Annotated in this window: 20 protein-coding genes and 1 tRNA gene; 16 read left to right on the top strand and 5 right to left on the bottom strand. The window is 75.3% G+C overall.

Annotation, left to right across the window (positions count from 1 at the left end; all coding sequences use genetic code 11):
- The first annotated feature begins 40 nt into the window (after window positions 1–40).
- The 5 genes from ABTY40_RS10755 to ABTY40_RS10735 all read left to right on the top strand — a co-directional run bounded on the left by ABTY40_RS10755 (window position 41) and on the right by ABTY40_RS10735 (window position 4,981).
- The gene (locus ABTY40_RS10755) at window positions 41–2,197 is read left to right on the top strand and encodes an alkaline phosphatase family protein (RefSeq protein ID WP_352059182.1); all 2,157 of its coding nucleotides are present in this window, start codon (window positions 41–43) and stop codon (window positions 2,195–2,197) included.
- 64 nt (window positions 2,198–2,261) lie between these two features.
- The gene (locus tag ABTY40_RS10750; protein ID WP_352059181.1) at window positions 2,262–3,665 is read left to right on the top strand and encodes an amino acid permease; all 1,404 of its coding nucleotides are present in this window, start codon (window positions 2,262–2,264) and stop codon (window positions 3,663–3,665) included.
- Window positions 3,666–3,731: 66 nt separating this feature from the next.
- Complete coding sequence (locus ABTY40_RS10745; protein WP_352059180.1) at window positions 3,732–4,127, top strand: hypothetical protein; 396 nt, start codon at window positions 3,732–3,734, stop codon at window positions 4,125–4,127.
- A gap of 52 nt (window positions 4,128–4,179) precedes the next feature.
- Window positions 4,180–4,404 carry a hypothetical protein gene (locus ABTY40_RS10740; RefSeq protein WP_352059179.1) on the top strand — a complete coding sequence of 75 codons (225 nt, stop codon included), beginning with the start codon at window positions 4,180–4,182 and terminating at the stop codon, window positions 4,402–4,404.
- A 160-nt stretch (window positions 4,405–4,564) separates the two neighbouring features.
- Entirely contained in the window at window positions 4,565–4,981 is a 417-nt protein-coding gene (locus ABTY40_RS10735; protein WP_352059178.1) for a hypothetical protein, read from the top strand.
- Here the strand turns inward: ABTY40_RS10735 and ABTY40_RS10730 are convergent.
- On the bottom strand, window positions 4,971–5,780 hold the full coding sequence (locus ABTY40_RS10730; protein ID WP_352059177.1) for a helix-turn-helix domain-containing protein: 810 nt from the start codon (window positions 5,778–5,780) through the stop codon (window positions 4,971–4,973). The genes ABTY40_RS10735 and ABTY40_RS10730 overlap by 11 nt on opposite strands.
- A gap of 91 nt (window positions 5,781–5,871) precedes the next feature.
- On the opposite strand from ABTY40_RS10730, the gene ABTY40_RS10725 reads away from it, so the two are divergent.
- The 3 genes from ABTY40_RS10725 (at window position 5,872) to ABTY40_RS10715 (ending at window position 8,041) form a co-directional block, all read left to right on the top strand.
- Window positions 5,872–6,177 (top strand): 4a-hydroxytetrahydrobiopterin dehydratase, encoded by a 306-nt coding sequence (locus ABTY40_RS10725; RefSeq protein WP_345283979.1) that lies wholly within the window; start codon window positions 5,872–5,874, stop codon window positions 6,175–6,177.
- Window positions 6,178–6,198: 21 nt separating this feature from the next.
- Window positions 6,199–6,945, top strand: a complete 747-nt coding sequence (locus tag ABTY40_RS10720; protein WP_352059176.1) for a class I SAM-dependent methyltransferase — start codon at window positions 6,199–6,201, stop codon at window positions 6,943–6,945.
- 166 nt (window positions 6,946–7,111) lie between these two features.
- Window positions 7,112–8,041, top strand: coding sequence for a class I SAM-dependent methyltransferase (locus ABTY40_RS10715; RefSeq protein ID WP_352059175.1), 930 nt, complete (start codon window positions 7,112–7,114; stop codon window positions 8,039–8,041).
- A 26-nt stretch (window positions 8,042–8,067) separates the two neighbouring features.
- Here the strand turns inward: ABTY40_RS10715 and ABTY40_RS10710 are convergent, their stop codons facing one another.
- From ABTY40_RS10710 to ABTY40_RS10700, 3 genes are all read right to left on the bottom strand, one after another.
- On the bottom strand, window positions 8,068–8,532 hold the full coding sequence (locus ABTY40_RS10710) for an RICIN domain-containing protein (RefSeq protein ID WP_352059322.1): 465 nt from the start codon (window positions 8,530–8,532) through the stop codon (window positions 8,068–8,070).
- Window positions 8,533–8,709: 177 nt separating this feature from the next.
- Entirely contained in the window at window positions 8,710–9,504 is a 795-nt protein-coding gene (locus ABTY40_RS10705) for an aldo/keto reductase (RefSeq protein WP_352059321.1), read from the bottom strand.
- A 189-nt stretch (window positions 9,505–9,693) separates the two neighbouring features.
- Window positions 9,694–11,523, bottom strand: a complete 1,830-nt coding sequence (locus tag ABTY40_RS10700) for an AMP-dependent synthetase/ligase (RefSeq protein WP_352059174.1) — start codon at window positions 11,521–11,523, stop codon at window positions 9,694–9,696.
- Between the two features lie 491 nt (window positions 11,524–12,014).
- On the opposite strand from ABTY40_RS10700, the gene ABTY40_RS10695 reads away from it, so the two are divergent.
- The 3 genes from ABTY40_RS10695 (at window position 12,015) to ABTY40_RS10685 (ending at window position 14,021) form a co-directional block, all read left to right on the top strand.
- Window positions 12,015–12,995 (top strand): bile acid:sodium symporter family protein, encoded by a 981-nt coding sequence (locus ABTY40_RS10695; RefSeq protein ID WP_352059320.1) that lies wholly within the window; start codon window positions 12,015–12,017, stop codon window positions 12,993–12,995.
- Between the two features lie 124 nt (window positions 12,996–13,119).
- On the top strand, window positions 13,120–13,641 hold the full coding sequence (locus tag ABTY40_RS10690; protein ID WP_352059173.1) for an isochorismatase family protein: 522 nt from the start codon (window positions 13,120–13,122) through the stop codon (window positions 13,639–13,641).
- On the top strand, window positions 13,638–14,021 hold the full coding sequence (locus ABTY40_RS10685; protein ID WP_352059172.1) for a (2Fe-2S) ferredoxin domain-containing protein: 384 nt from the start codon (window positions 13,638–13,640) through the stop codon (window positions 14,019–14,021). Before ABTY40_RS10690 ends, ABTY40_RS10685 begins: the two co-directional genes overlap by 4 nt.
- 144 nt (window positions 14,022–14,165) lie before the next feature.
- Here the strand turns inward: ABTY40_RS10685 and fdhD are convergent, their stop codons facing one another.
- The gene (fdhD, locus tag ABTY40_RS10680; protein WP_352059171.1) at window positions 14,166–14,993 is read right to left on the bottom strand and encodes a formate dehydrogenase accessory sulfurtransferase FdhD; all 828 of its coding nucleotides are present in this window, start codon (window positions 14,991–14,993) and stop codon (window positions 14,166–14,168) included.
- Window positions 14,994–15,225: 232 nt separating this feature from the next.
- Between fdhD and ABTY40_RS10675 the strand changes: the two genes are divergently transcribed.
- The 5 genes from ABTY40_RS10675 to ABTY40_RS10655 all read left to right on the top strand — a co-directional run bounded on the left by ABTY40_RS10675 (window position 15,226) and on the right by ABTY40_RS10655 (window position 19,072).
- Window positions 15,226–16,170: a beta-ketoacyl-ACP synthase III gene (locus ABTY40_RS10675; protein WP_352059170.1), complete on the top strand. Its 945-nt coding sequence runs from the start codon at window positions 15,226–15,228 to the stop codon at window positions 16,168–16,170.
- 145 nt (window positions 16,171–16,315) lie between these two features.
- On the top strand, window positions 16,316–17,059 hold the full coding sequence (locus ABTY40_RS10670) for a hypothetical protein (RefSeq protein ID WP_352059169.1): 744 nt from the start codon (window positions 16,316–16,318) through the stop codon (window positions 17,057–17,059).
- A 139-nt stretch (window positions 17,060–17,198) separates the two neighbouring features.
- Window positions 17,199–17,867 carry a class F sortase gene (locus ABTY40_RS10665; protein ID WP_352059319.1) on the top strand — a complete coding sequence of 223 codons (669 nt, stop codon included), beginning with the start codon at window positions 17,199–17,201 and terminating at the stop codon, window positions 17,865–17,867.
- A gap of 325 nt (window positions 17,868–18,192) precedes the next feature.
- Window positions 18,193–18,280, top strand: a tRNA-Leu gene (locus tag ABTY40_RS10660).
- Between the two features lie 135 nt (window positions 18,281–18,415).
- Window positions 18,416–19,072 (top strand): hypothetical protein, encoded by a 657-nt coding sequence (locus ABTY40_RS10655; RefSeq protein WP_352059168.1) that lies wholly within the window; start codon window positions 18,416–18,418, stop codon window positions 19,070–19,072.
- Window positions 19,073–19,082: the final 10 nt, after the last annotated feature.

Genomic DNA, 19,082 nt, shown 5'->3' with positions numbered 1-19,082 from the left:
GGAACAGGACGAAAGGGAACCGGCGAAAGGCGAACCGGGCGTGGGTGACGGGCGAGGGGGTGGCGCCGGCCGCTGGCGGACCGCGGGCCGCGCGCTGGTGCGGGTCGTCGTGGTGTGGGCGGTGTCGACCCTCACCATGCTGTTCCTGGCCGGGCTGCTGCCGGACTTCCAGCTCCAGTCCACCGACGGCGACAGCCTCACCCGGACCGCGCTCACGGCGGCCTGGGGCGCCGGCGCCTTCGGCCTGCTCGGGGCGCTCGTCTGGCCGCTGGCCGTCCGGGCGCTGCTGCTGGTGCCCGCCCTGGTCCTCGGCCTCCTCGGCTTCTTCCTCAACGGCTCGCTGCTGCTCGTCGCGCTCTGGCTCATCCCCGACGGGCGCGGCGCCGCCGACCCGGAGACGGCGGTGGTGGTCGCCGCCGTCATGTCCGCGGTCGCCTCGGCCACCGCCACCGGCCTCGCCGTCCGCGACGACGAGGCGTACCGGCGGCGGCTCTACCGCCTCACCGGCCGCACCCGCCCCCGGGACCCGCGCTCCACCCCGGTGCCCGACGCCGGCACCGTCTTCCTCCAGCTCGACGGCGTGGGCTACGACGTGCTGCGGGACGCCGTCGCCGACGGCCTCATGCCGACCGTCGCCGGCTGGCTCGCCGCGGGCCACCGGCTCACCCCCTGGCGCACCGACTGGTCCAGCCAGACCGGCGCCAGCCAGCTCGGCATCCTGCACGGCTCCAACCACGACGTGCCCGCCTTCCGCTGGTACGAGAAGGACACCGGCCGGCTCATGGTGTCCAACCGCCCGGCGAGCGCCGTGGAGCTCCAGCGCCGGGCCGTGCGCCGCACCGGTGACGGGGGACTGCTCACCCTGGACGGCGCCTCCCGGGGCAACCTCTTCAGCGGCGGGGCCGACCAGGTCGCCCTGGTCCTGTCCACGGCCGCCCGGCGCGGCCCGCGCAACCGCTCGCGGGCCGGCTACTTCGCCTACTTCTCCGATCCGGCCAACGCCGTCCGCACGGCCGGCTCGTTCGCCGCCGAGTGCGTCCGCGAGATGTACCAGTCGGCCCGGGCGCGGCTGCGGCGCGAGACGCCGAGGGTGTCGCGCGGCGGCGCCTACCCCTTCCTGCGTGCCTTCGCCACGGTGGTCGAGCGGGACGTCGTGGTCGCGGCCGTGATGGGCGACATGCTGGCCGGGCGCACCGCCGTGTACGCCGATCTCGTGGCGTACGACGAGGTGGCGCACCACTCCGGTCCGCAGGGCCGGGACACCGACCAGGTGCTGCGCCGTCTCGACCGGGCGATCGGGCTGATCGCCACCGTCGCCGAGCACGCGCCCCGCCCCTACCGGATCGTGCTCCTCTCCGACCACGGCCAGAGCCCGGGGGAGACCTTTGAGTCGGCGTACGGGCTGACCCTGAAGGATCTCGTACGGGCCGGGTGCGGGCTGCCGGTGCCGCGCCGCGTCCGGCGCACCCGCAGCGGCTCCGAGGCGAGGGACGCGGCCGAGGAGGCGCTGCGCGGCGCCCTGCACCGGCCGGTGGACGAGGGGGAGGAGAAGGAGCGGGAGCGGGAGCTGCCCGCGCGGCCGTCCGAGCCGGTGGTGCTGGCCTCCGGCAACCTGGGCCTGGTCTCCTTCCCGGACGTGCCGCACCGGATGACCCGGGAGGAGATCGAGCGGCGCCATCCGGCGCTGCTGCGCACCCTCGCGCACCACCCGGGCATCGGCTTCCTGCTCGTGGCGAGCGCCGAGCACGGTTCGGTGGTGCTCGCCGGGGACGGGGTCGAGATCCCGGTCGCCGAGCTCACCGACGAGGGGCCGCTGGCGGTCTTCGGGCCGGGCGCGGCCGCGGCGGTGCGGCGGACGGACGGCTTCCCGCACGTCGCGGACATCATGGTCAACTCGATGTACGACCCGGCGACCGGGGCCGTGCACGCCTTCGAGGAGCAGATCGGCTCCCACGGCGGCCTCGGCGGCGCGCAGTCCCGTGCCTTCCTGCTGTCGCCGCCCGAGCTGTCCCCGCCGGTCGCGGAGGGGGAGGAGCTGGTGGGCGCGGAGCGGGTGCACCGGGTGCTGCGGCGCTGGCTGCGGGAGTGCGCGGGGCCGCAGGTGCCGCTGGCGCCCGTGGAGGATTCATCGTCCGGAGCCGAAGTGGAGCAACTTCTTCCGGTTGACGGGGTGGTCACGCCGGACAAAAACCAGTGATTTGGACGCCTGTTCGCCGTATCGGACGATGGTCCGGATTGCACGACGGAAGGCGCACCACCCCATGAGCACGGCCACCACCACCCCCCGGCGCACGACGGAACAGCCGCCCGCGGCCGACCGGCACACCCGGCGGTTCGGGCTCCCCGTCGCGACCGCCCTGGTCATGGGCAACATCATCGGCGGCGGCATCTTCCTGCTGCCGGCCTCCGTCGCCCCGCACGGCACCATCAGCCTCGTCGCCTTCGGCATCCTCACCCTCGGCGCGCTCGCCCTGGCCCTCGTCTTCGGCCGCCTCGCCCACCGCCACCCGCGGACGGGCGGCCCGTACGTCTACGCCCGCGAGGCCTTCGGCGACTTCGCCGGATTCCTCGCCGCCTGGTCCTACTGGATCACCGCCTGGGTCTCCAACGCCGCGCTCGCCGTCGCCGCCGTCGGCTACCTCGACGTCCTCGTGCCCCTGCACGACGCGAAGCCCGCCACCATCGGCGCCGCGCTCCTCATCCAGTGGCTGCCCGCCGTCGCCAACCTCGCCGGCACCCGCTACGTCGGCGCCGTCCAGCTCGTCGCCACCGTCCTGAAGTTCGTGCCGCTGCTGCTGGTCGCCGTCGGAGGGTTCTTCTTCTTCGACAGCGCCAACCTCGGCCCCTTCCGGGGCGACGCCGACGGCAGCGCCGCCGGGGCCGTCACCGCCGCCGCCGCGATCCTCCTCTTCAGCTACCTCGGCGTCGAGTCCGCCGCCGTCAGCGCCGGCGAGGTCCGCGACCCGCGCCGCAACGTGGGCCGCGCCACGGTCCTCGGCACCCTCGGCGCCGCCGCCCTCTACCTGCTCACGACGGTCTCCGTCTTCGGCACGGTCCCGCACGAGCGGCTCGTCGAGTCCAGCGCCCCCTTCACCGACTCGGTCAACCTCATGTTCGGCGGCACCTGGGGCGGGGCGGCCGTCGCCTGCATGGCCCTCGTCTCGATGGTCGGCGCGCTCAACGGCTGGACGCTGCTCAGTGCCCAGACCCCGTACGCCGCCGCCCGCGACGGGCTCTTCCCCCAGGTCTTCACCGTCAAGCGCCGGGGCGTCCCGACCGCCGGCGTCCTCGTCACCGTGGTCCTCGCCTCCCTCCTGACCGTCTACAACTACACGGTCGGCACCGAGGGCGTCTTCGAGACGCTCGTGCTCGTCACCACCTTCACCGCCACCGTCCCCTACCTCCTCTCCACCGCCGCCCAGCTGTACTTCCTGATCTCCGGGCAGGCCGACCGGGTGCACCGCGCCCGCCTGGCGCGGGACGCCGTCCTCGCCCTCGCCGCCTTCGGCTTCTCCCTCTGGCTCGTCGCGGGCTCCGGCTACGCCGCCGTCTACCAGGGCGTGCTGTTCCTCTTCGCCGGCGTCCTCGTCCACGCCGTCATGTCCGCCCGCAAGCGGCGCGCGGCCACCGCCGCCGGGACGGTGAATCCGGCTCCCCTGCCGTAGTCCGGCCGGGCGGATCTCGCGGCCGGACCGCCGGCTTCGACACCACGCGGGGCAGTACGGATCACCGTGAGCCCCGCGCCCGAGCCGACCACCGCGTCCGCGCCGCCCGCCCCCCCGGCGGGCCGGCGGGTGCGCCACGGCCGGTCCGGGCGGCTCTGGATCGTCCTCCTCCTCGTCCTCGCCACCCTCTGCGGAACGGGCGCCCCCGGCCCGTCCACCGGCGCCGAACCCCGCCCGGCCGCCGCTCCCGCCCCGGAGCACGGGGGCGAGACGCACGACCCGTCGGCCCCCGACACCGGACCGCCCGGCCGCGCCCGCCGCCCCCACCGGCGGGTCCGTCCACCCGGCCCGGCCCACCGGCGCACCCGGGCCGCCCGCGGCCACCGGCCCGCCGCCGGCGGGCCCCGTCCCGTACCCGCTCCCCGTGGCGTTGCGCCCCGGCACGTGGTGATGCGCTGCTGAGAGGTCCCCACCTCCCGGCACCCTTCACCCCCGCGACGCGAGGAGCACCGTCATGCCCACAGATCCGTACGCCGTCCTCCAGGCCCTGCTGCGCGCCGAGGCCGCACGCGGCCGCCGCACCGACCACGACCACCGACTGCCGGAACCGGCCCCCGCGCCCCGGCCCGCGACCGAACGGCCGCCGGGCATCCAGCAGGGGAACACCGAGCCGACACGCCTCCGGCGGGCGGGCACCCGACCGGGCGCGGCCGAAGGCGGAGCCGCCACCGGCGCCTGACCGGACGGCGGCGCGGGCGCGAGGTCCCCATGACCCCTGACGTAATCGACCCTCCGCCCGCCGCGCGGCATGCTCGAGGACACCGGAACCCGGGCGGCGCACTCCGCCCGGGCTCCGGCTCACCGCCCCCGCGAACCACTCCTCTGGAGGGTGATCCGCCATGTCCCAGGCCCTGCTCGCCGGTCTCGCCCGCACCACCCGGCCGCACTCGATGGTGCGCCGCTTCCTCGCCCTCGACGCCGTGGTCACCGGAGCCAACGGCCTGGCCTACGTGGCCGCCTCGGGGCCGCTGGGCGCACTGCTCGGCGTGGACGCGACGCTGCTGCTCGAACTCGGCCTGTTCCTCACCCTGTTCGCCGCCGCCGTCGGCGCGCTCGCGACCCGCCCGCAACCCCCGGCGCTCGCCGTCAAACTGGTCGTCGACGCCAACGTCCTCTGGGCCGTCCTCAGCCTCGTCGCCCTCGTCGCCTGGCTGGAGCCGACCACCGCCGGCGCCCTGTGGACACCGGTCCAGGCGGCCACCGTCGCCGGCTTCGCCGCCCTCCAGTGGACCGCCCTGCGGGCCGTCAGCCGCTGAGGGACCGCAGATACGCGACCGTCGCCGGGTCGGCCGGGAGGAACGTCTCGATGGCCAGCTCGGCGACCGTCACGTCCATCGGCGTGTTGAAGGTCGAGATGGACGACACGAAGGACAGCACCCGCCCGTCGTGCTCGATCCGCAGCGGCAGCGCGAAGTACGGGTACGGCTCCGGATCCGGCCGGTCGTCCGCGTCACCGGCGCCCTCCGGCAGCGGATAGGCGGCGACCTCCTCGTACAGCGCGCGCAGCGGCTCCGAACGGGCCAGCGCGATCTGCCGCTCCATCTGCGCCAGGAGATGACCGCGCCACTCCCGCAGGTTCCGGATGCGGGGGGCGAGGCCCTCCGGGTGGAGGGTGATCCGCATGGCGTTCGCCGGCTGCGCCACGAGGTGCTCCGGCAGCCCGTCGAGGAGCAGACCGATGCCCCGGTTGGCCGCCACCACGGTGTACGAGCCGTCCACCACCAGCGCCGGATACGGGTCGTAACCCTCCAGGAGCCGTTCGATGCCCTCCCGCAGCGTCTCGAGCCGCGGCGCGTCGAGCGGCGACTCCGTGTACCGGGGGGCGTAACCCGCCGCCAGGAGCAGTGCGTTGCGCTCCCGTACCGGTACCTCCAGATGCTCCGCGAGCTTGAGGATCATCTCCTCGCTCGGCCGGGAACGGCCCGTCTCCACGAAGGAGATGTGCCGGGCCGAGGAATCCGCGCGCAGCGCCAGCTCCAGCTGGCTCAACCGCCGCCGCTCGCGCCATCCGCGCAGCAGCGGCCCCACTCCCGTGTCGCTCACGACGGTTGTCATGGGCAGACGGTATCCCAGAGGTGGTCCCGGGTACCTTCCTCCCGGGACCGCTGTCCGCCGCCCGCGCCACCCGACCGGAGGGAGCACCGCCGTGCCCACACAGCCGCTGTCGCAGAAGGAGATCGAGGACCGCCTGCGGGAGCTCCCCGGCTGGTCCGTCGAGGACGACCGCCTCCTGCGCACCTACCGGCTCGCCGACCACTTCGCCGCGACCGCGCTCGTCGTCCACGTGGCCCAGATCCAGCAGGAACTGGACCACCACTCCGACCTCACCCTCGGCTACGACACCGTCGCCGTCTCCGTCCACACCCACTCCGCCGGCGGCGTCCTCACCGAGAAGGACTTCACCCTCGCCGAGCGCGTCGAGGGCATCGCCCCGGGCCACGGCGCCACCTGACCCCCCGTTAGGATCCGGCCCATGGGGGACACGGTGCTGGACTACGAGGCCGAGGCGGCACACTACGACGAGACGCGCGGCGGGGTGCCGCGCGCGGAGGCCGCCGCCAAGGCCGTGCTCCGGCTCCTCCCGCCCGGCACCCGCACCCTGCTCGACCTCGCCTGCGGCACCGGCCTCGTCACCGAGCGCCTCACCCGCCCCGGACTGCGCGTGTACGGGGCGGACGCCGCCCACGCCATGCTGCGGGCGGCCGGGGCGCGCCTGCCGGGACGGGCCGTCCGCGCCGACGCCCGGCGGCTGCCGCTGCCCGACGCCCGTCTGGACGCCGTCTGCGCCGTCTGGCTCCTGCACCTCGTCCCGTACGCCGAGGAGATCGTCGCCGAGGCCGCCCGGGTGCTCCGCCCCGGTGGCGTCCTGGTGGCGACCGCCGACAAGGACGCCGCCCACGACGTCGGCAGCGACATCGACGCGCTCCTCCGCCCCCACCGGGCGCGCGGATCCGCCTCCGACGACTCCGCACGCCTCACCCGCCACGCCGCCGCCCACGGCCTCGACCCCGCCCCCGGCACCCGTTTCACCGGCCACGGCCAGGGCGCCACACCCCGTGGCACGGCGGACCGGCTGCGGCGCGGCTACTACGCCTCCTGGTACCGCGGCGACGCCACGGCCACCGAGCGGCTCACGGCCGCCCTCGCCGCCCTCCCGGACCAGGACCGTCCCCGCCCGGAACCCCGCTACCCGCTGGCCGCCTTCGTCCGGCGCGGCTGACCACCCGCACGGCGCGACCCCGCCGCCCGGCCCCGCTTCCCGGGCGGGGCCGACGGCCATGCCCCGCCGCCGCCTCCACGCCCCAAGCGCCCCGAAACCACGGCGTCCGTTTGCCGTAACGGCAAGAATTCTCGCGCTCCCGGGCCGCCCCCAGCACCCTGGAGCCATGACTCAGCACTCCGCATCCCACGCTCCGCAGACCTCCACCGGCACCCCCGCCCCGGACCACGCGCACGGGCACGGCCACGACGGCGCTCAGCCGGACTGGAACGCCCTCGCGCCGCTCCTGGAGGCCGAGGCCGAGATCGCGAGCCCGGCCTACGCCGACGCGGCCGCCTGGCTGGGCACGCTCGGCACCGTCCACGGCGTGCGCCGGGTCCTCGACGTCGGCAGCGGCCCCGGCGTCGTCACCGCCCTGCTCGCCGAGGCCTTCCCCGCCGCCGAGACCGTCGCCGTCGACGCGAGCCCCGAACTCCTGGAGAGGGCCCGTGTCCGGGCCGACGCCCGGGGGCTCGGCGCCCGCGTCAGCACCCTGCGGGCCGAGCTCCCCGAGGACCTCACCCGCCTCGGTGAGGCCGACCTGGTCTGGGCCGGCAACTCCCTGCACCACCTCGGCGACCAGCGGGCGGCGCTCACCGCGTTCGCCGGGCTGCTGCGCCCCGGCGGCCTGGTCGCCCTGGTGGAAGGCGGCCTCCCGCCCCGCCATCTCCCGCGCGACCTGGGCTTCGGCCGCCCCGGCCTGGAGGCACGCCTCGACGCCCTGAGCGCCGACCGGTTCGCCCGGATGCGCGCCGAGCTGCCCGGAGCCAAGGACGAGACGGAGGACTGGCGGGCGCTCCTCACCGCCGCCGGCCTGACGCCCGCCGGCACCCGCACGTTCCTCACCGACGTCCCGGCCCCTGTGTCCCCCGTCGTCCGCGACCTGGCCGTCACCACCTTCACCCGCCTGCGCGAAGCCCTCGGCCCCTGGCTCGACGCCGAGGACCGCGCGACCCTCGACCGCCTCCTCGACCCCTCCGACGACCGGTCCCTCCACCACCGCCCGGACGTCTTCCACCTCACCGCCCGCACCGTTCACACCGCCCGCAAGGGCTAGCCGGCGAACGGGACGGCCCCGCCGCGTCAGGACACCGGCTCCAGCCGCCACCACTGGAAGGGGGAGTCGGTGTCCTCCCACTGCCGGATGTCGGCCCCCTCCTCCTCCGACTCCTCGGCCACCTCCAGCAGCAGCCCGCTGATGAAGCTCACCAGCGTGACCGTGCCCGGCGACTGGAGGTCCTGTTCGATGATCCACTCCTGGGCGCCGAAGTTGTTCGCCCGCCACTGCTGGATGCGGGCGCCGTTCTCCGTCGAGGCGTTGGCGACGTCGAGCCGCTTCCCGCTCGCCGCGTTCACCAGGTGGTAGAGGCCCCCGCCGTTCGGGACCTGGGTGACGTGCCAGTGCTGGCCGGGCGTGCCCTTCTCGGCGCCCTGCTGCACCTTGGCGCCGCCGCGCGACGACCCCTTGTACACCTCCAGGAGCAGCCCGCTGGCCACGTTGCGCACCCGGTAGAGCCCCTCCTCGACCGGCCCCGGGGAGCCGTTCACCGTACCCACTGCTTTCTCCACCCCTCCTCAGGTACGAATCGGCCGCGAACCGGCGCGACCGGAGCCGGCCGCCACGACCGGCGCGACCGTACGGCGAGCCGTTCCCGCGACCGGTCCGACGCGCCCGACCCCGGGGGCGCCGTGCGCGCCCCCGGGGTCGTCCCGCTGTGCCGTGCCTCAGGCGCCGGCGTCGAAGACGGCCGGGTCCGGGCCCAGGCGCCGGCCCTCGTCCAGCGCCGCGATCGCGGCAAGGTCCTCGGCGTCCAGCTCGAAGTCGAAGACGTCGATGTTCTCGCGGATGCGCGAGGGCGTCACCGACTTCGGGATCACCACGTTCCCGAGCTGGAGGTGCCAGCGCAGCACCACCTGGGCCGGGGTCCGGTCGTGCTTCCGGGCGACGGCCACGATCGCCGGCACCTCCAGGAGCCCCCGGCCCTGGCCGAGCGGTGACCAGGCCTCGGTCGCGATGCCGTGCCGGGCGTGCGCCTCCCGCGCGGCGGCCTGGGCCAGCTGAGGGTGGAGCTCGATCTGGTTCACGGCGGGCACGACCGAGGTCTCCGCGATCAGCCGCTCCAGGTGCTCCGGGAGGAAGTTCGACACGCCGATCGCCTTGGCGCGCCCGTCGGCCTGGATCTTCTCGAAGGCGCGGTACGTGTCGACGTACGCGTCCTTCGACGGCACCGGCCAGTGGATGAGGTACAGGTCGACGTAGTCCAGCCCCAGCTTCTCCAGGGAGGCGTCGAAGGCGCGCAGCGCCGAGTCGTGGCCCTGCTCGCTGTTCCACAGCTTGGTGGTGACGAAGAGTTCCTCGCGGGGGATCCCGGAGGAGGCGAGGGCACGGCCCGTGCCCCGCTCGTTCTCGTAGATCGCGGCCGTGTCGATCGACCGGTAACCGGCCTCCAGGGCGGTGGACACGGCCGTCGCCGCCTCGTCGTCCGGCACCTGCCAGACACCGAAGCCGAGCTGCGGCATCGTCACGCCGTTGTTCAGGGTGACCGAGGGGACCTTGCTGTCCGTGCTCACGTGAGAGGGATCCTTACGTTGTCGCGGTCGTACGAAGGGGTACGCGTACGCGTACCCCCACAGCGTGAACGATCATCCCCGCCTCCGCATTCCGCACCGCCGGACCGGGGACGCGCGGGGCGGGCCCGCCCTGCCGTCTCAGCGGTAGAGCGCCTCGACCTCCGCCGCGTACGCCGTTTCGATCGCCCGGCGCTTCAGCTTGAGGGAGGGCGTGAGCAGGCCGTGCTCCTCGCTGAAGGGGTGTGCCAGGATCCGGAAGGTCCGGATGGACTCGGCCTGCGAGACCAGCGTGTTCGCGGCCACCACCCCACGGCGGATCTCCGTCTCCAGCGCCGGGTCGCGCACCAGCTCGGCCGGCGGCAGCGGCGGCCGGCCCTGCATGGCGAGCCAGTGCTCCACCGCCTCCTGGTCGAGCGTGACCAGGGCGGCGATGTACGGGCGGTCGTTGCCGACGGCGATGCACTGGGCGATCAGCGGGTGGGACCGCACCCGCTCCTCGAGGGCGGTGGGGGCGACGCTCTTGCCGCCCGAGGTCACCAGGATCTCCTTCTTGCGCCCCGTGATCGTCAGATAGCCGTCCTCGTCGAGCGCGCCCAGGTCACCGGTGGCGAGCCAGCCGTCGTTCAGCACGGCGGCCGTCTCCCCGGGGGCGTTGAGGTAACCGGAGAAGACCTGTCCGCCGTGCACCCAGATCTCCCCGTCCTCGGCGATGTGCACCGTCGTGCCGGGGATCGGCTGCCCGACCGTGCCGTACTTGACCCGGCCCGGCGGGTTCGCGGTGGCCGCCGCCGTCGTCTCCGTCAGGCCGTACCCCTCGAAGACCGTGACCCCCGCGCCGGAGAAGAACAGTCCCGTCCGGCGGTCCATCGCCGAACCGCCCGACATCGCGTGCCGGATCCGTCCGCCCAGCGCCTCGCGGACCCTGGCGTACACCGTCCTGTCGAAGAACTGGTGCTGCACGCGCAGCGCGGCCGACGGCCCGGGACCGAGGCCGAAGGCCTTGTGCTCCAGCGCCTCGGCGTGGCGGACGGCCACCTCCACGGCCTTCTCGAAGGGAGCTCCCTTCCCCTCCCGCTCGGCCCTGCGGCGGGCCGCGTCGAGGATCTTCTCGAAGACGTACGGGACGGCGAGGACGAAGCTCGGCCGGAACGCGGCCAGGTCCGGCAACAGCTCGGCGGCGGCCATCACCGGCTGGTGGCCGAGCTTCACCCCGCCGCGCACCGCCGCCACCTCCACCATCCGGCCGAAGACGTGCGCCAGCGGGAGGAAGAGCAGGGTGGACGCCTGGTCGCCCGGCCGGGAGCGGAAGACCGGCTCCCAGCGGCCGACGAGCATGTCGGACTCGACCATGAAGTTGGCGTGGGTGAGGACGCAGCCCTTGGGCGGCCCCGTGGTGCCCGAGGTGTAGATGACGGTGGCCACCGATTCGGGGGTGACCGCGCGCCGGTGACGCTGCACCACGGCCTCGTCGATCCCGGCGCCCGCCGCGGTCAGCTCCGCGACCGCGCCCTCGCCCGCGTCCAGCTGCCACAGCCGCTGGAGCCGGGGCAGCCGGTCCACCACGGAACCGATCGTCATGGCGTGGTCCTCGTGCTCCACCACGCAGGCGGTGACCTCGGCGTCGTGCAGCATCCAGAAGACCTGCTCGGCGGAGGAGGTCGGATAGACGGGGACGGGCTGGGCGCCCAGCGTCCACAGCGCGAAGTCGAACAGCGTCCACTCGTAGCGGGTACGGGACATGATCGCCACCCGGTCCCCGAACCGCACGCCCTGCGCGATGAGACCCTTCGCGAGCCCCAGGACCTCGTCGCGGAACCGCGCCGCCGTCACGTCCCGCCAGTGCCCGTCCGGGCCCTTGCGGGCGAGCACGACGTGGTCGGGAGCCTCCTCGGCGCGGCTGAAAACGATGTCCGCCAGGCCGCCGGCCGGTACGGCCGCCTCGACGGGCGGCACGGTGAACTCACGCACTGACCTGCTCCTCCCTCGACGGCTCGGTGGCTGAAAGGGGCCGTTGTCGCTCTCCGTACGGCGCGGGTGACGGTACCCCACGGGCCTGCCCCGCGGGAGGGGCTTCACCAAGCCGGAACCTTCCCCGTTCGTCCAGGTCAGGACCGGTGAGGGGGACACGTCTCGGATCGCCCGGGGAGGCTGCCGACCGCCCGGTACGTCCACCGGCCGGGAATCTCCACGGAAATCCGTACCGGCCGCGCACGCGCCGGCCGCCCGCGCCCGTGCCGCAGCCCGGCTCCGGAGCCGGCTCCGGGCCCCGGCGGGACGGCCCGGCAGCCGCGTCCGGCCGCCGGTACCGGAGGATGGGGGACGTGACGACCCGCGACACCCCGAGCACCGCACCGACCGCCCCCGGGACCGGGGGCGCCCCCGGCACGGCCGGATCCGCGCGTACGGCGGGCCCCGTCCCGGAGGCGGCCGGATCCCCGGCCCCGTCCCGTACCCGCGGGCTGCTGCCCTCCTGGCTGCCGGTCGACGGGTACGTCCTCGCCCTGCTCGCCACCGTCGCCCTCGCCGCGCTCCTGCCGGTCTCCGGCACCGCCGCCACCGTCGCCGGAGGGGCTTCCTCCGCGGCCGTCGCCTTCCTCTTCTTCCTCTACGGGGCCCGTCTCTCCACCCGGGAGGCGCTCGACGGCCTCCGCCACTGGCGGCTCCACCTCACCGTCCTCGGCTGCACCTTCCTCCTCTTCCCGCTCCTCGGGCTCGCCGCCCGGGGCCTCGTCCCGGTGGTGCTCACCCCGCCGCTGTACACCGGTTTCCTCTTCCTCTGTCTGGTGCCCTCCACCATCCAGTCCTCCATCGCCTTCACCTCGATCGCCCGGGGAAACGTGCCGGCGGCGATCTGCGCCGGCTCCTTCTCGTCCCTCGCCGGCATCGTCCTCACCCCGCTGCTCGCGGCGGCGCTCCTCGGCGGCAGCACCGGCGGTCTCTCGGCCGGCTCCCTGCTCACGATCGTGCTCCAGCTGCTGGCGCCGTTCGTGGCCGGGCAGCTCCTGCGCCGCTGGATCGGCGGCTTCGTCCTGCGGCACAAGAAGGTGCTCGGGCTCGTCGACCGGGGTTCGATCCTCCTCGTCGTCCACACCGCTTTCAGCCAAGGAATGGTGGCCGGCGTCTGGCGGCTCGTGACCCCGGCGCGGGTCGGGCTGCTCCTCGCCGCCGAGGCCGTGCTGCTGGCGGTCATGCTCACCCTCACCTGGTACGGCGCGAAGCGGCTCGGCTTCGGGCGGGCCGACCGGATCGCCGTGCAGTTCGCCGGATCCAAGAAGAGCCTGGCGGCCGGGCTCCCCATGGCCACCGTCCTCTTCGGCGCGCAGGCCTCGCTCGCCGTCCTCCCCCTGATGCTCTACCACCAGATGCAGCTGATCGTCTGCGCCGTCGTGGCCCGGCGCCGCTCCCGCGACCCGGAATACCCCGACCGCGAGGACCCGTGACGCGAGGACCTGTGATCCCGGGGCCCGTGACCGGGAGCGACCACCCCAGGCCCGGACGCTCCCGTCGGCCGGATCACACCCCCGCCCGCCCCCGGGTGATCATCCGGGCCGCTACGGTGCTCCCATGCCCGCACTCGATCCCGGCCGCACCGCGCTCGTCCTCGTCGACCTGATGGAGCGCCTCGTCGCGCTGCCCCTCGCCCCCCGCCCCGGTACGGAGGTGGTCTCGGCCGCAGGCCGGCTCGCCGACGCCTTCCGGACCGCCGGCGCGCCCGTGGTCCACCTCCGGGCCGAGCGGCCGAACGTCGACCGCCAGCCGCCCGGCAGCGGACTGGTGGCCGAGCTCGTCCGCGAGGGCGAGCCCGTCGTCGTCAAGCGCACCATCGGCGGCTTCCAGGACACCGGCCTCCACGAGCTGCTCTCCGGGCTCGGCGCCACCACCCTCGTCCTCGGCGGCGTCGCCACCAACCTCGGCGTCGAGTCCACCGCCCGCGCCGCCTGCGACCACGGCTACGACCTCGTCTTCGCCGAGGACGCCATGTCCGCCCTCACCGCCGACGAGCACCGGGCCTCCGTCGACCTCGACTTCCCCCGCCTCGGCACCGTCGCCGCCGTCTCCGCGATCACCCTGGACGGCACCCCGTGAGCCGCGTCCCGATACGGTACGGGGCCCGCCCCTGCTCCCTTGTCGTCTGCCGCGGCTGTTGCTGCGGCGACGCCCGCAAGAACCCCGGCACCGACCACGCCGGACAGCTGGCCCGGCTCCGCGAGGCGGCCGCGGCCTCCGGCGGCCGGCTCGCCGTCCGCACCAGCGACTGCCTCGGCCCCTGCGCCCAGGGCAACATCGTGGTGGTGCAGCCCTCCACCGAGGGCCGGCGGCGCGGCGGCCGGGCCGCGTGGATCGGCTTCACCCTGGACGAGGACTCCCTCGACGCCATCCTCGCCTGGACCGAGGCCGGCGGCCCCGGCATCGCCCCGCCCCCGGCCGCGCTCACCCTCCAGATGGTGGACCCGCCGAAGAACTGACGGTCCCGGCGGCGGCCGGCCTCCCGGGCACCACCCGCCGGGCGGCCGCGCCACCCCGCTCCCCGCCTCACCGTCCCCGCGCCGGTGGCCGCGCCCGGCGGGGCCCCGCCCCCGGCACGGTGCGGCACCCCCCGGCGCCCGGTCTCACAGGGCGATCCGGTGCTCTCCCGCGTACACGTTCATGTCCGGCCCGCGCAGGAAGCCCACCAGGGTCATCCCCGCCTCCGCCGCCAGGTCCACGGCCAGCGACGAGGGCGCCGACACCGCGGCCAGCACCGGGATCCCCGCCATGACCGCCTTCTGCGCCAGTTCGAACGAGGCCCGCCCCGACACCAGCAGCACCGCGCGCTCCAGCGGCAGCCGCCCCTCCCGCAGCGCCCGTCCCACCAGCTTGTCCACCGCGTTGTGCCGGCCCACGTCCTCCCGTACGTCGAGCAGCTCGCCCTCCTCCGAGAACAGCGCCGCCGCGTGCAGCCCGCCGGTCGTGTCGAAGACCCGCTGTGCCTCCCGCAGCCGTCCGGGCAGCGCCGACAGCAGCTCCGGCGTCAGCCGCAGCGGGGGAGCGTCCGCGATCGGGAAACGGGCCGTGGTCCGTACCGCGTCCAGGCTGGCCTTGCCGCACAGCCCGCACGAGGAGGTCGTGTAGACGTTCCGCTCCAGGGTGATCTCCGGGATCACGACCTCGGGAGCCGCCCGCACGTCCACCACGTTGTACGTGTTGCCGCCGTCGTCCCTCGCCCCGGCGCAGTACGCGACGTTCCGCACGTCCGAGGCCGCGGCCAGCACGCCCTCGCTGACCAGGAAGCCCACCGCGAGCGCGAAGTCGTCGCCCGGCGTCCGCATGGTGATCGCGATCGGACGGCCGTTCAGGCGGATCTCCAGCGGCTCCTCGGCCACCAGCGTGTCCGGCCGGGTGTTCACCGCCCCGCCCCGGATCCGTACGACCCGCCGCCGCTCGGTGACCCGTCCCATGCACCGCACCCCCTTCGCTCACGCCGACCCCGACCGGCTCATTCTCCCTCCTCCCGCCCGGCCGGCCGCGCCGGAACCTTTCTTCCCGCAGCCCCCTTCCCACCGCAGGCCTTGTCACGGTCGGCCAAGCGATGCGGAGGAATCTTGGCGGATCACGTGCCCGGTTACCCACCGGTCGCTGGCGAGACTGGGGGATCCTGCCCACGAACGACTCACCGAGGGGGTCCCCGGTATGACGGGCACTCGCATCGCCGCGCTCGGGCATTACCAGCCCGCCAAGGTGCTCACCAACCACGACCTCGCGGAACTGGTCGACACCGACGACGCCTGGATCACCAGCCGCGTCGGCATCCGCACCCGGCACGTCGCAGGGCCCGAGGAGCCCGTGGACGAGCTCGCCGCGCACGCCGCGGGCAAGGCGCTCGCCCACGCCGGTCTCACCCCCGCCGACATCGACCTGGTCCTCGTCGCCACCTCCACCGCCGTCGACCGCTCGCCCAACACGGCCGCCCGCGTCGCCGCCCGCCTCGGCATGACCTCCCCGGCCACCATGGACCTCAACGTCGTCTGCGCCGGCTTCACCCACGCCCTCGCCACCGCCGACCACGCCGTACGCGCCGGGGCCGCCCGCCGCGCCCTGGTCATCGGCGCCGACAAGATGACCGAGGTCACTGACTGGACGGACCGCACCACCTGCGTGCTCGTGGGCGACGGCGCGGGGGCCGCCGTCGTCGAGGCGACCGACACCGACACGGGCGCGATCGGACCCGTGCTGTGGGGTTCCGTCCCGGAGATGGGCCACGCCGTCCGCATCGAGGGCACCCCGCCGCGCTTCGCCCAGGAGGGCCAGACCGTCTACCGGTGGGCCACCCAGCGGCTCCCCGCCCTCGCCCGCGAGGTGTGCGCCCGCACCGGCATCGCCCCCGAGGACCTCGCCGGTGTCGTGCTGCACCAGGCCAACCTGCGCATCATCGAGCCGCTCGCCGCCAAGATCGGTGCGGTCAACGCGGTCGTGGCACGTGACGTCGTCGACTCCGGCAACACCTCCGCCGCCTCCATCCCGCTCGCCCTCGCCAAGCTCGTCGAGCGCGGCGAGCTGCCCTCCGGCTCGCCGGTCCTCCTCTTCGGCTTCGGCGGCAACCTCTCGTACGCCGGTCAGGTGGTCCGCGTCCCCTGACCCCCGGCGCCCCACCCCGTTCGGCGGAGCCCGGTGGCGGCTCGCCGGGGCCCGGCCTAGCTTCGATCGCGGCGAGGGTCGCACCGGACCCCTCGGCCGCGGAACCGCTCCGCGCCCGCGACCCCCGCGCGAACCGGAGGACCCCATGCGCGCGATACGTGTCCGTGCGGCCGCTTCCGCCACCCTGCTCGCCGCCCTCACCCTCGGCGTCACGGCCGGCACCGGCGAGGCGACGCCCCCCGGCAGCAGCGGCGGCGACACGGCGGGCACCGGCGGCGACACCGCCGGCCCGGGCCCCGCGCACCCGGCCGACCCGGCGCCCCCCGTGGACCCGCCGGCGCCCCTGGACGCCCCGACCCCCGTCGACCCCCTCGCTCCCGCGGACGCGACCGATCCGGTGGACCCGGCCGCTCCGGTGGACCCGGGCCCGCTCGGCCACGGCGGCGACGGCGGGAAGCAGCACGGCATCACCTCCTTCGGATTCACCGTCACCCCGGCCACGGTGGCCCCCGGCGGCACCGTCACCCTCACCGCCGAGGGCTGCGCGGCACCGTCGGTGACCGTCACCTCCGGGGTCTTCGACACCGTGACGCTCACCGGGGGCGGCCCCGCCACCGCGACCGTCGACGCCGGCGCGAAGGCCGGTGCGCGGTACGAGATCGCCTTCGACTGCAAGGGCGAGCGGGGCACCACCTCCCTCACCATCGCCTCCGGCTCCTCCGCGAGCCGGCCCCCCGGAGCCCACAAGGGCGTCAAGGCGGGCTTCGGCGACGCCCGCTCCACCGGCCTCGGGGCCATCGAACTGGTCACCGGAACCGTCCTCATCGCCGGCGCGCTCGCCGCCTCCGTCGTCCTGCTCCGCCGGCGCGGCGCGGACGGCGGCGCCTGAGGAACGGCCCGGGCCGCCGGACGGCCCCTCCGCCCCGGTGTGACGAGGTCCGGGGCGGAGGGGCGCCACCCGCTGTCGCCCACGGGTACGAGGAGGAGGACGGGTGCGGGACACACCGGTACGGGACGGAGCCGCCGCCCTGCCCCGGGGACACGGCGCCGCCGCCCACCGGCGTGGCGCCTGGGGTCTGGTCGCGGTGGCGCTCCTCGTCGGGGTGCACCTGGTGCGCGGGGGCGTGGCGGAGCTGCGGACCGACGCCCCTCCGCAGCCCCTCGCCGCCTCGGCGCCGGACGCCGCCGGGGCCCGCGCCCCCGCCCCGTACGCCGCCGGTCCGCTGCCCGCCTCACCGCCGGTCCGCGTGCGGGTCCCGGCGCTGCGGGTCGACGCGCCGGTGACCGCCGTGGGCCTGGACCCGGAGGGCTGGATCGAGGCGCCGCCCCCGGAGGAGGAGAGGACGGCCGGCTGGTTCACCGGTGCGGTCACCCCGGGCGAGCGCGGCACCGCCGTCGTCGTCGGCCATGTCGACACCCCGCACGGCAGGGCGGTCTTCCACGGTCTCGGCGCCCTCACCAGGGGCCACCGCGTGGAGGTCGTCCGGCGGGACGGCCGGACCGCCGTGTTCACCGTCCGCGGCGTGGAGGTGGTGCCGAAGGACGACTTCCCGGCGGCCCGGGTGTACGGGGACACCGGCGCCCCGGAACTCCGCCTGATCACCTGCGGCGGAACGTTCAGCCCGAGCACCGGCTACACCGGCAACGTCGTCGTCTCCGCCCGCCTGACCGCCGTCCACCGCGCGGCGGCGACCTGACGTATTCCGGCCGGACCATTGGCCTGGACCGCACACCGGTTGTCAGGGTGGCTGCACGGAGCCGGCGTCGGGGGGCGTCGGGCTCCCCTCCTCTCTTCGCGGCAGGCCTCCGACGTGCGCGCCTCGCGGTTCTCCCGCCTCGCCCACCACATTCCGTACGTGCCCGGGCGCGTCCGGTACGCCCCTCGGGGGCAATTCACCCAGATCGTCCTCTGCGCTCCGGCCACCCCCCTGACCACGGAAAACGCTGGTGAAAGGCGCCTCGAACCCCTGGTAGAGTTATCCATGTCGCCGCGGGGGAAACCCCGGAGCAGCACGACACCTCGTCCGGGTGGCGGAATGGCAGACGCGCTAGCTTGAGGTGCTAGTGCCCTTTATCGGGCGTGGGGGTTCAAGTCCCCCCTCGGACACCAGGTCAAGAGGCCGGTCGATCGCACTGATCGACCGGCCTCTGGCATTCCCTCTCGCGACGGCCCCGCGTGCGCGGTCCGGCGGGCCGCCCTACGCTGAGGGGATCACGCGTCCCGTACGAGGGGCGGAGGCACGGCATGACCGACGACGACACCTCACGGCGGCCGCCCCGCCGCGGCGGCCCTCCGGCCGGTCCGCCCTCGGGACCCCTGAACGCCCCGCCCCCGCGCCGTCGGCCGGCGCTGCTTCCCGTTCTCGCCGCGGTCCTCGCCCTCGCCGTCGTCCTGGTCGGTGTGCTCACCGGGACCGGCGTCCTGGGCGGCCGGGATTCCCCGGGGGCGCCGCCGCCGAGCGGTACTTCCGCGTCCGCGCCCCTGACCCGGACGACCGCCGCCGGCGCGCTCGGGTTCGGCCGGACGCAGCGGTACGCGGACGGGGTGGAGGTCACCGTCTCGGCGCCCAGCCGGTTCACGCCGTCCTCCGCCGCGGCCGGGCACACCGCCGGCCACGTGGCGGTGACCGTGGAGATCACGGTCACCAACGGGTCGGAGGCGCGGCTGGAGCTCGCGACCGTACAGGTGAGCGGCCGTGACGGCGCGGGTCGGGAGGCGTCGCGGGTCTTCGACGCCGAGCCGGACCTCGGGCCCGGGCTCACCGGGACGCTTCTGCCGGGCCGCAGGGCCGTCGCCGCCTACGGCTTCGACCTGCCGCCCCGGGTCACCGGGGTGCTCGACGTCGAGGTGACCGTGGGGTTCGACCGGAAGGCCGACGTGTGGAGCGGCCCCGTTCCCTGACCGCCGCCCG

The organism is Streptomyces sp. NPDC126503 (assembly GCF_040302405.1).
Lineage (GTDB): Bacteria > Actinomycetota > Actinomycetes > Streptomycetales > Streptomycetaceae > Streptomyces > Streptomyces gulbargensis.
The sequence above is the reverse complement of the archived record's forward strand: the minus strand, read 5'-3'. Positions and strand labels throughout refer to the sequence as shown.

Excerpts from the sequence above, each read along its gene's own strand:
- ABTY40_RS10670 (WP_352059169.1), top strand. The coding sequence starts at position 16,316 with ATGCGCGCGATACGTGTCCGTGCGGCCGCTTCCGCCACCCTGCTCGCC.
- ABTY40_RS10740 (WP_352059179.1), top strand. The coding sequence starts at position 4,180 with ATGCCCACAGATCCGTACGCCGTCCTCCAGGCCCTGCTGCGCGCCGAG.
- ABTY40_RS10720 (WP_352059176.1), top strand. The coding sequence starts at position 6,199 with ATGGGGGACACGGTGCTGGACTACGAGGCCGAGGCGGCACACTACGAC.
- fdhD (WP_352059171.1), bottom strand. The coding sequence starts at position 14,993 with ATGGGACGGGTCACCGAGCGGCGGCGGGTCGTACGGATCCGGGGCGGG.
- ABTY40_RS10690 (WP_352059173.1), top strand. The coding sequence starts at position 13,120 with ATGCCCGCACTCGATCCCGGCCGCACCGCGCTCGTCCTCGTCGACCTG.
- ABTY40_RS10675 (WP_352059170.1), top strand. The coding sequence starts at position 15,226 with ATGACGGGCACTCGCATCGCCGCGCTCGGGCATTACCAGCCCGCCAAG.
- ABTY40_RS10655 (WP_352059168.1), top strand. The coding sequence starts at position 18,416 with ATGACCGACGACGACACCTCACGGCGGCCGCCCCGCCGCGGCGGCCCT.
- ABTY40_RS10735 (WP_352059178.1), top strand. The coding sequence starts at position 4,565 with ATGTCCCAGGCCCTGCTCGCCGGTCTCGCCCGCACCACCCGGCCGCAC.
- ABTY40_RS10705 (WP_352059321.1), bottom strand. The coding sequence starts at position 9,504 with ATGCCGCAGCTCGGCTTCGGTGTCTGGCAGGTGCCGGACGACGAGGCG.
- ABTY40_RS10715 (WP_352059175.1), top strand. The coding sequence starts at position 7,112 with ATGACTCAGCACTCCGCATCCCACGCTCCGCAGACCTCCACCGGCACC.
- ABTY40_RS10750 (WP_352059181.1), top strand. The coding sequence starts at position 2,262 with ATGAGCACGGCCACCACCACCCCCCGGCGCACGACGGAACAGCCGCCC.
- ABTY40_RS10730 (WP_352059177.1), bottom strand. The coding sequence starts at position 5,780 with ATGACAACCGTCGTGAGCGACACGGGAGTGGGGCCGCTGCTGCGCGGA.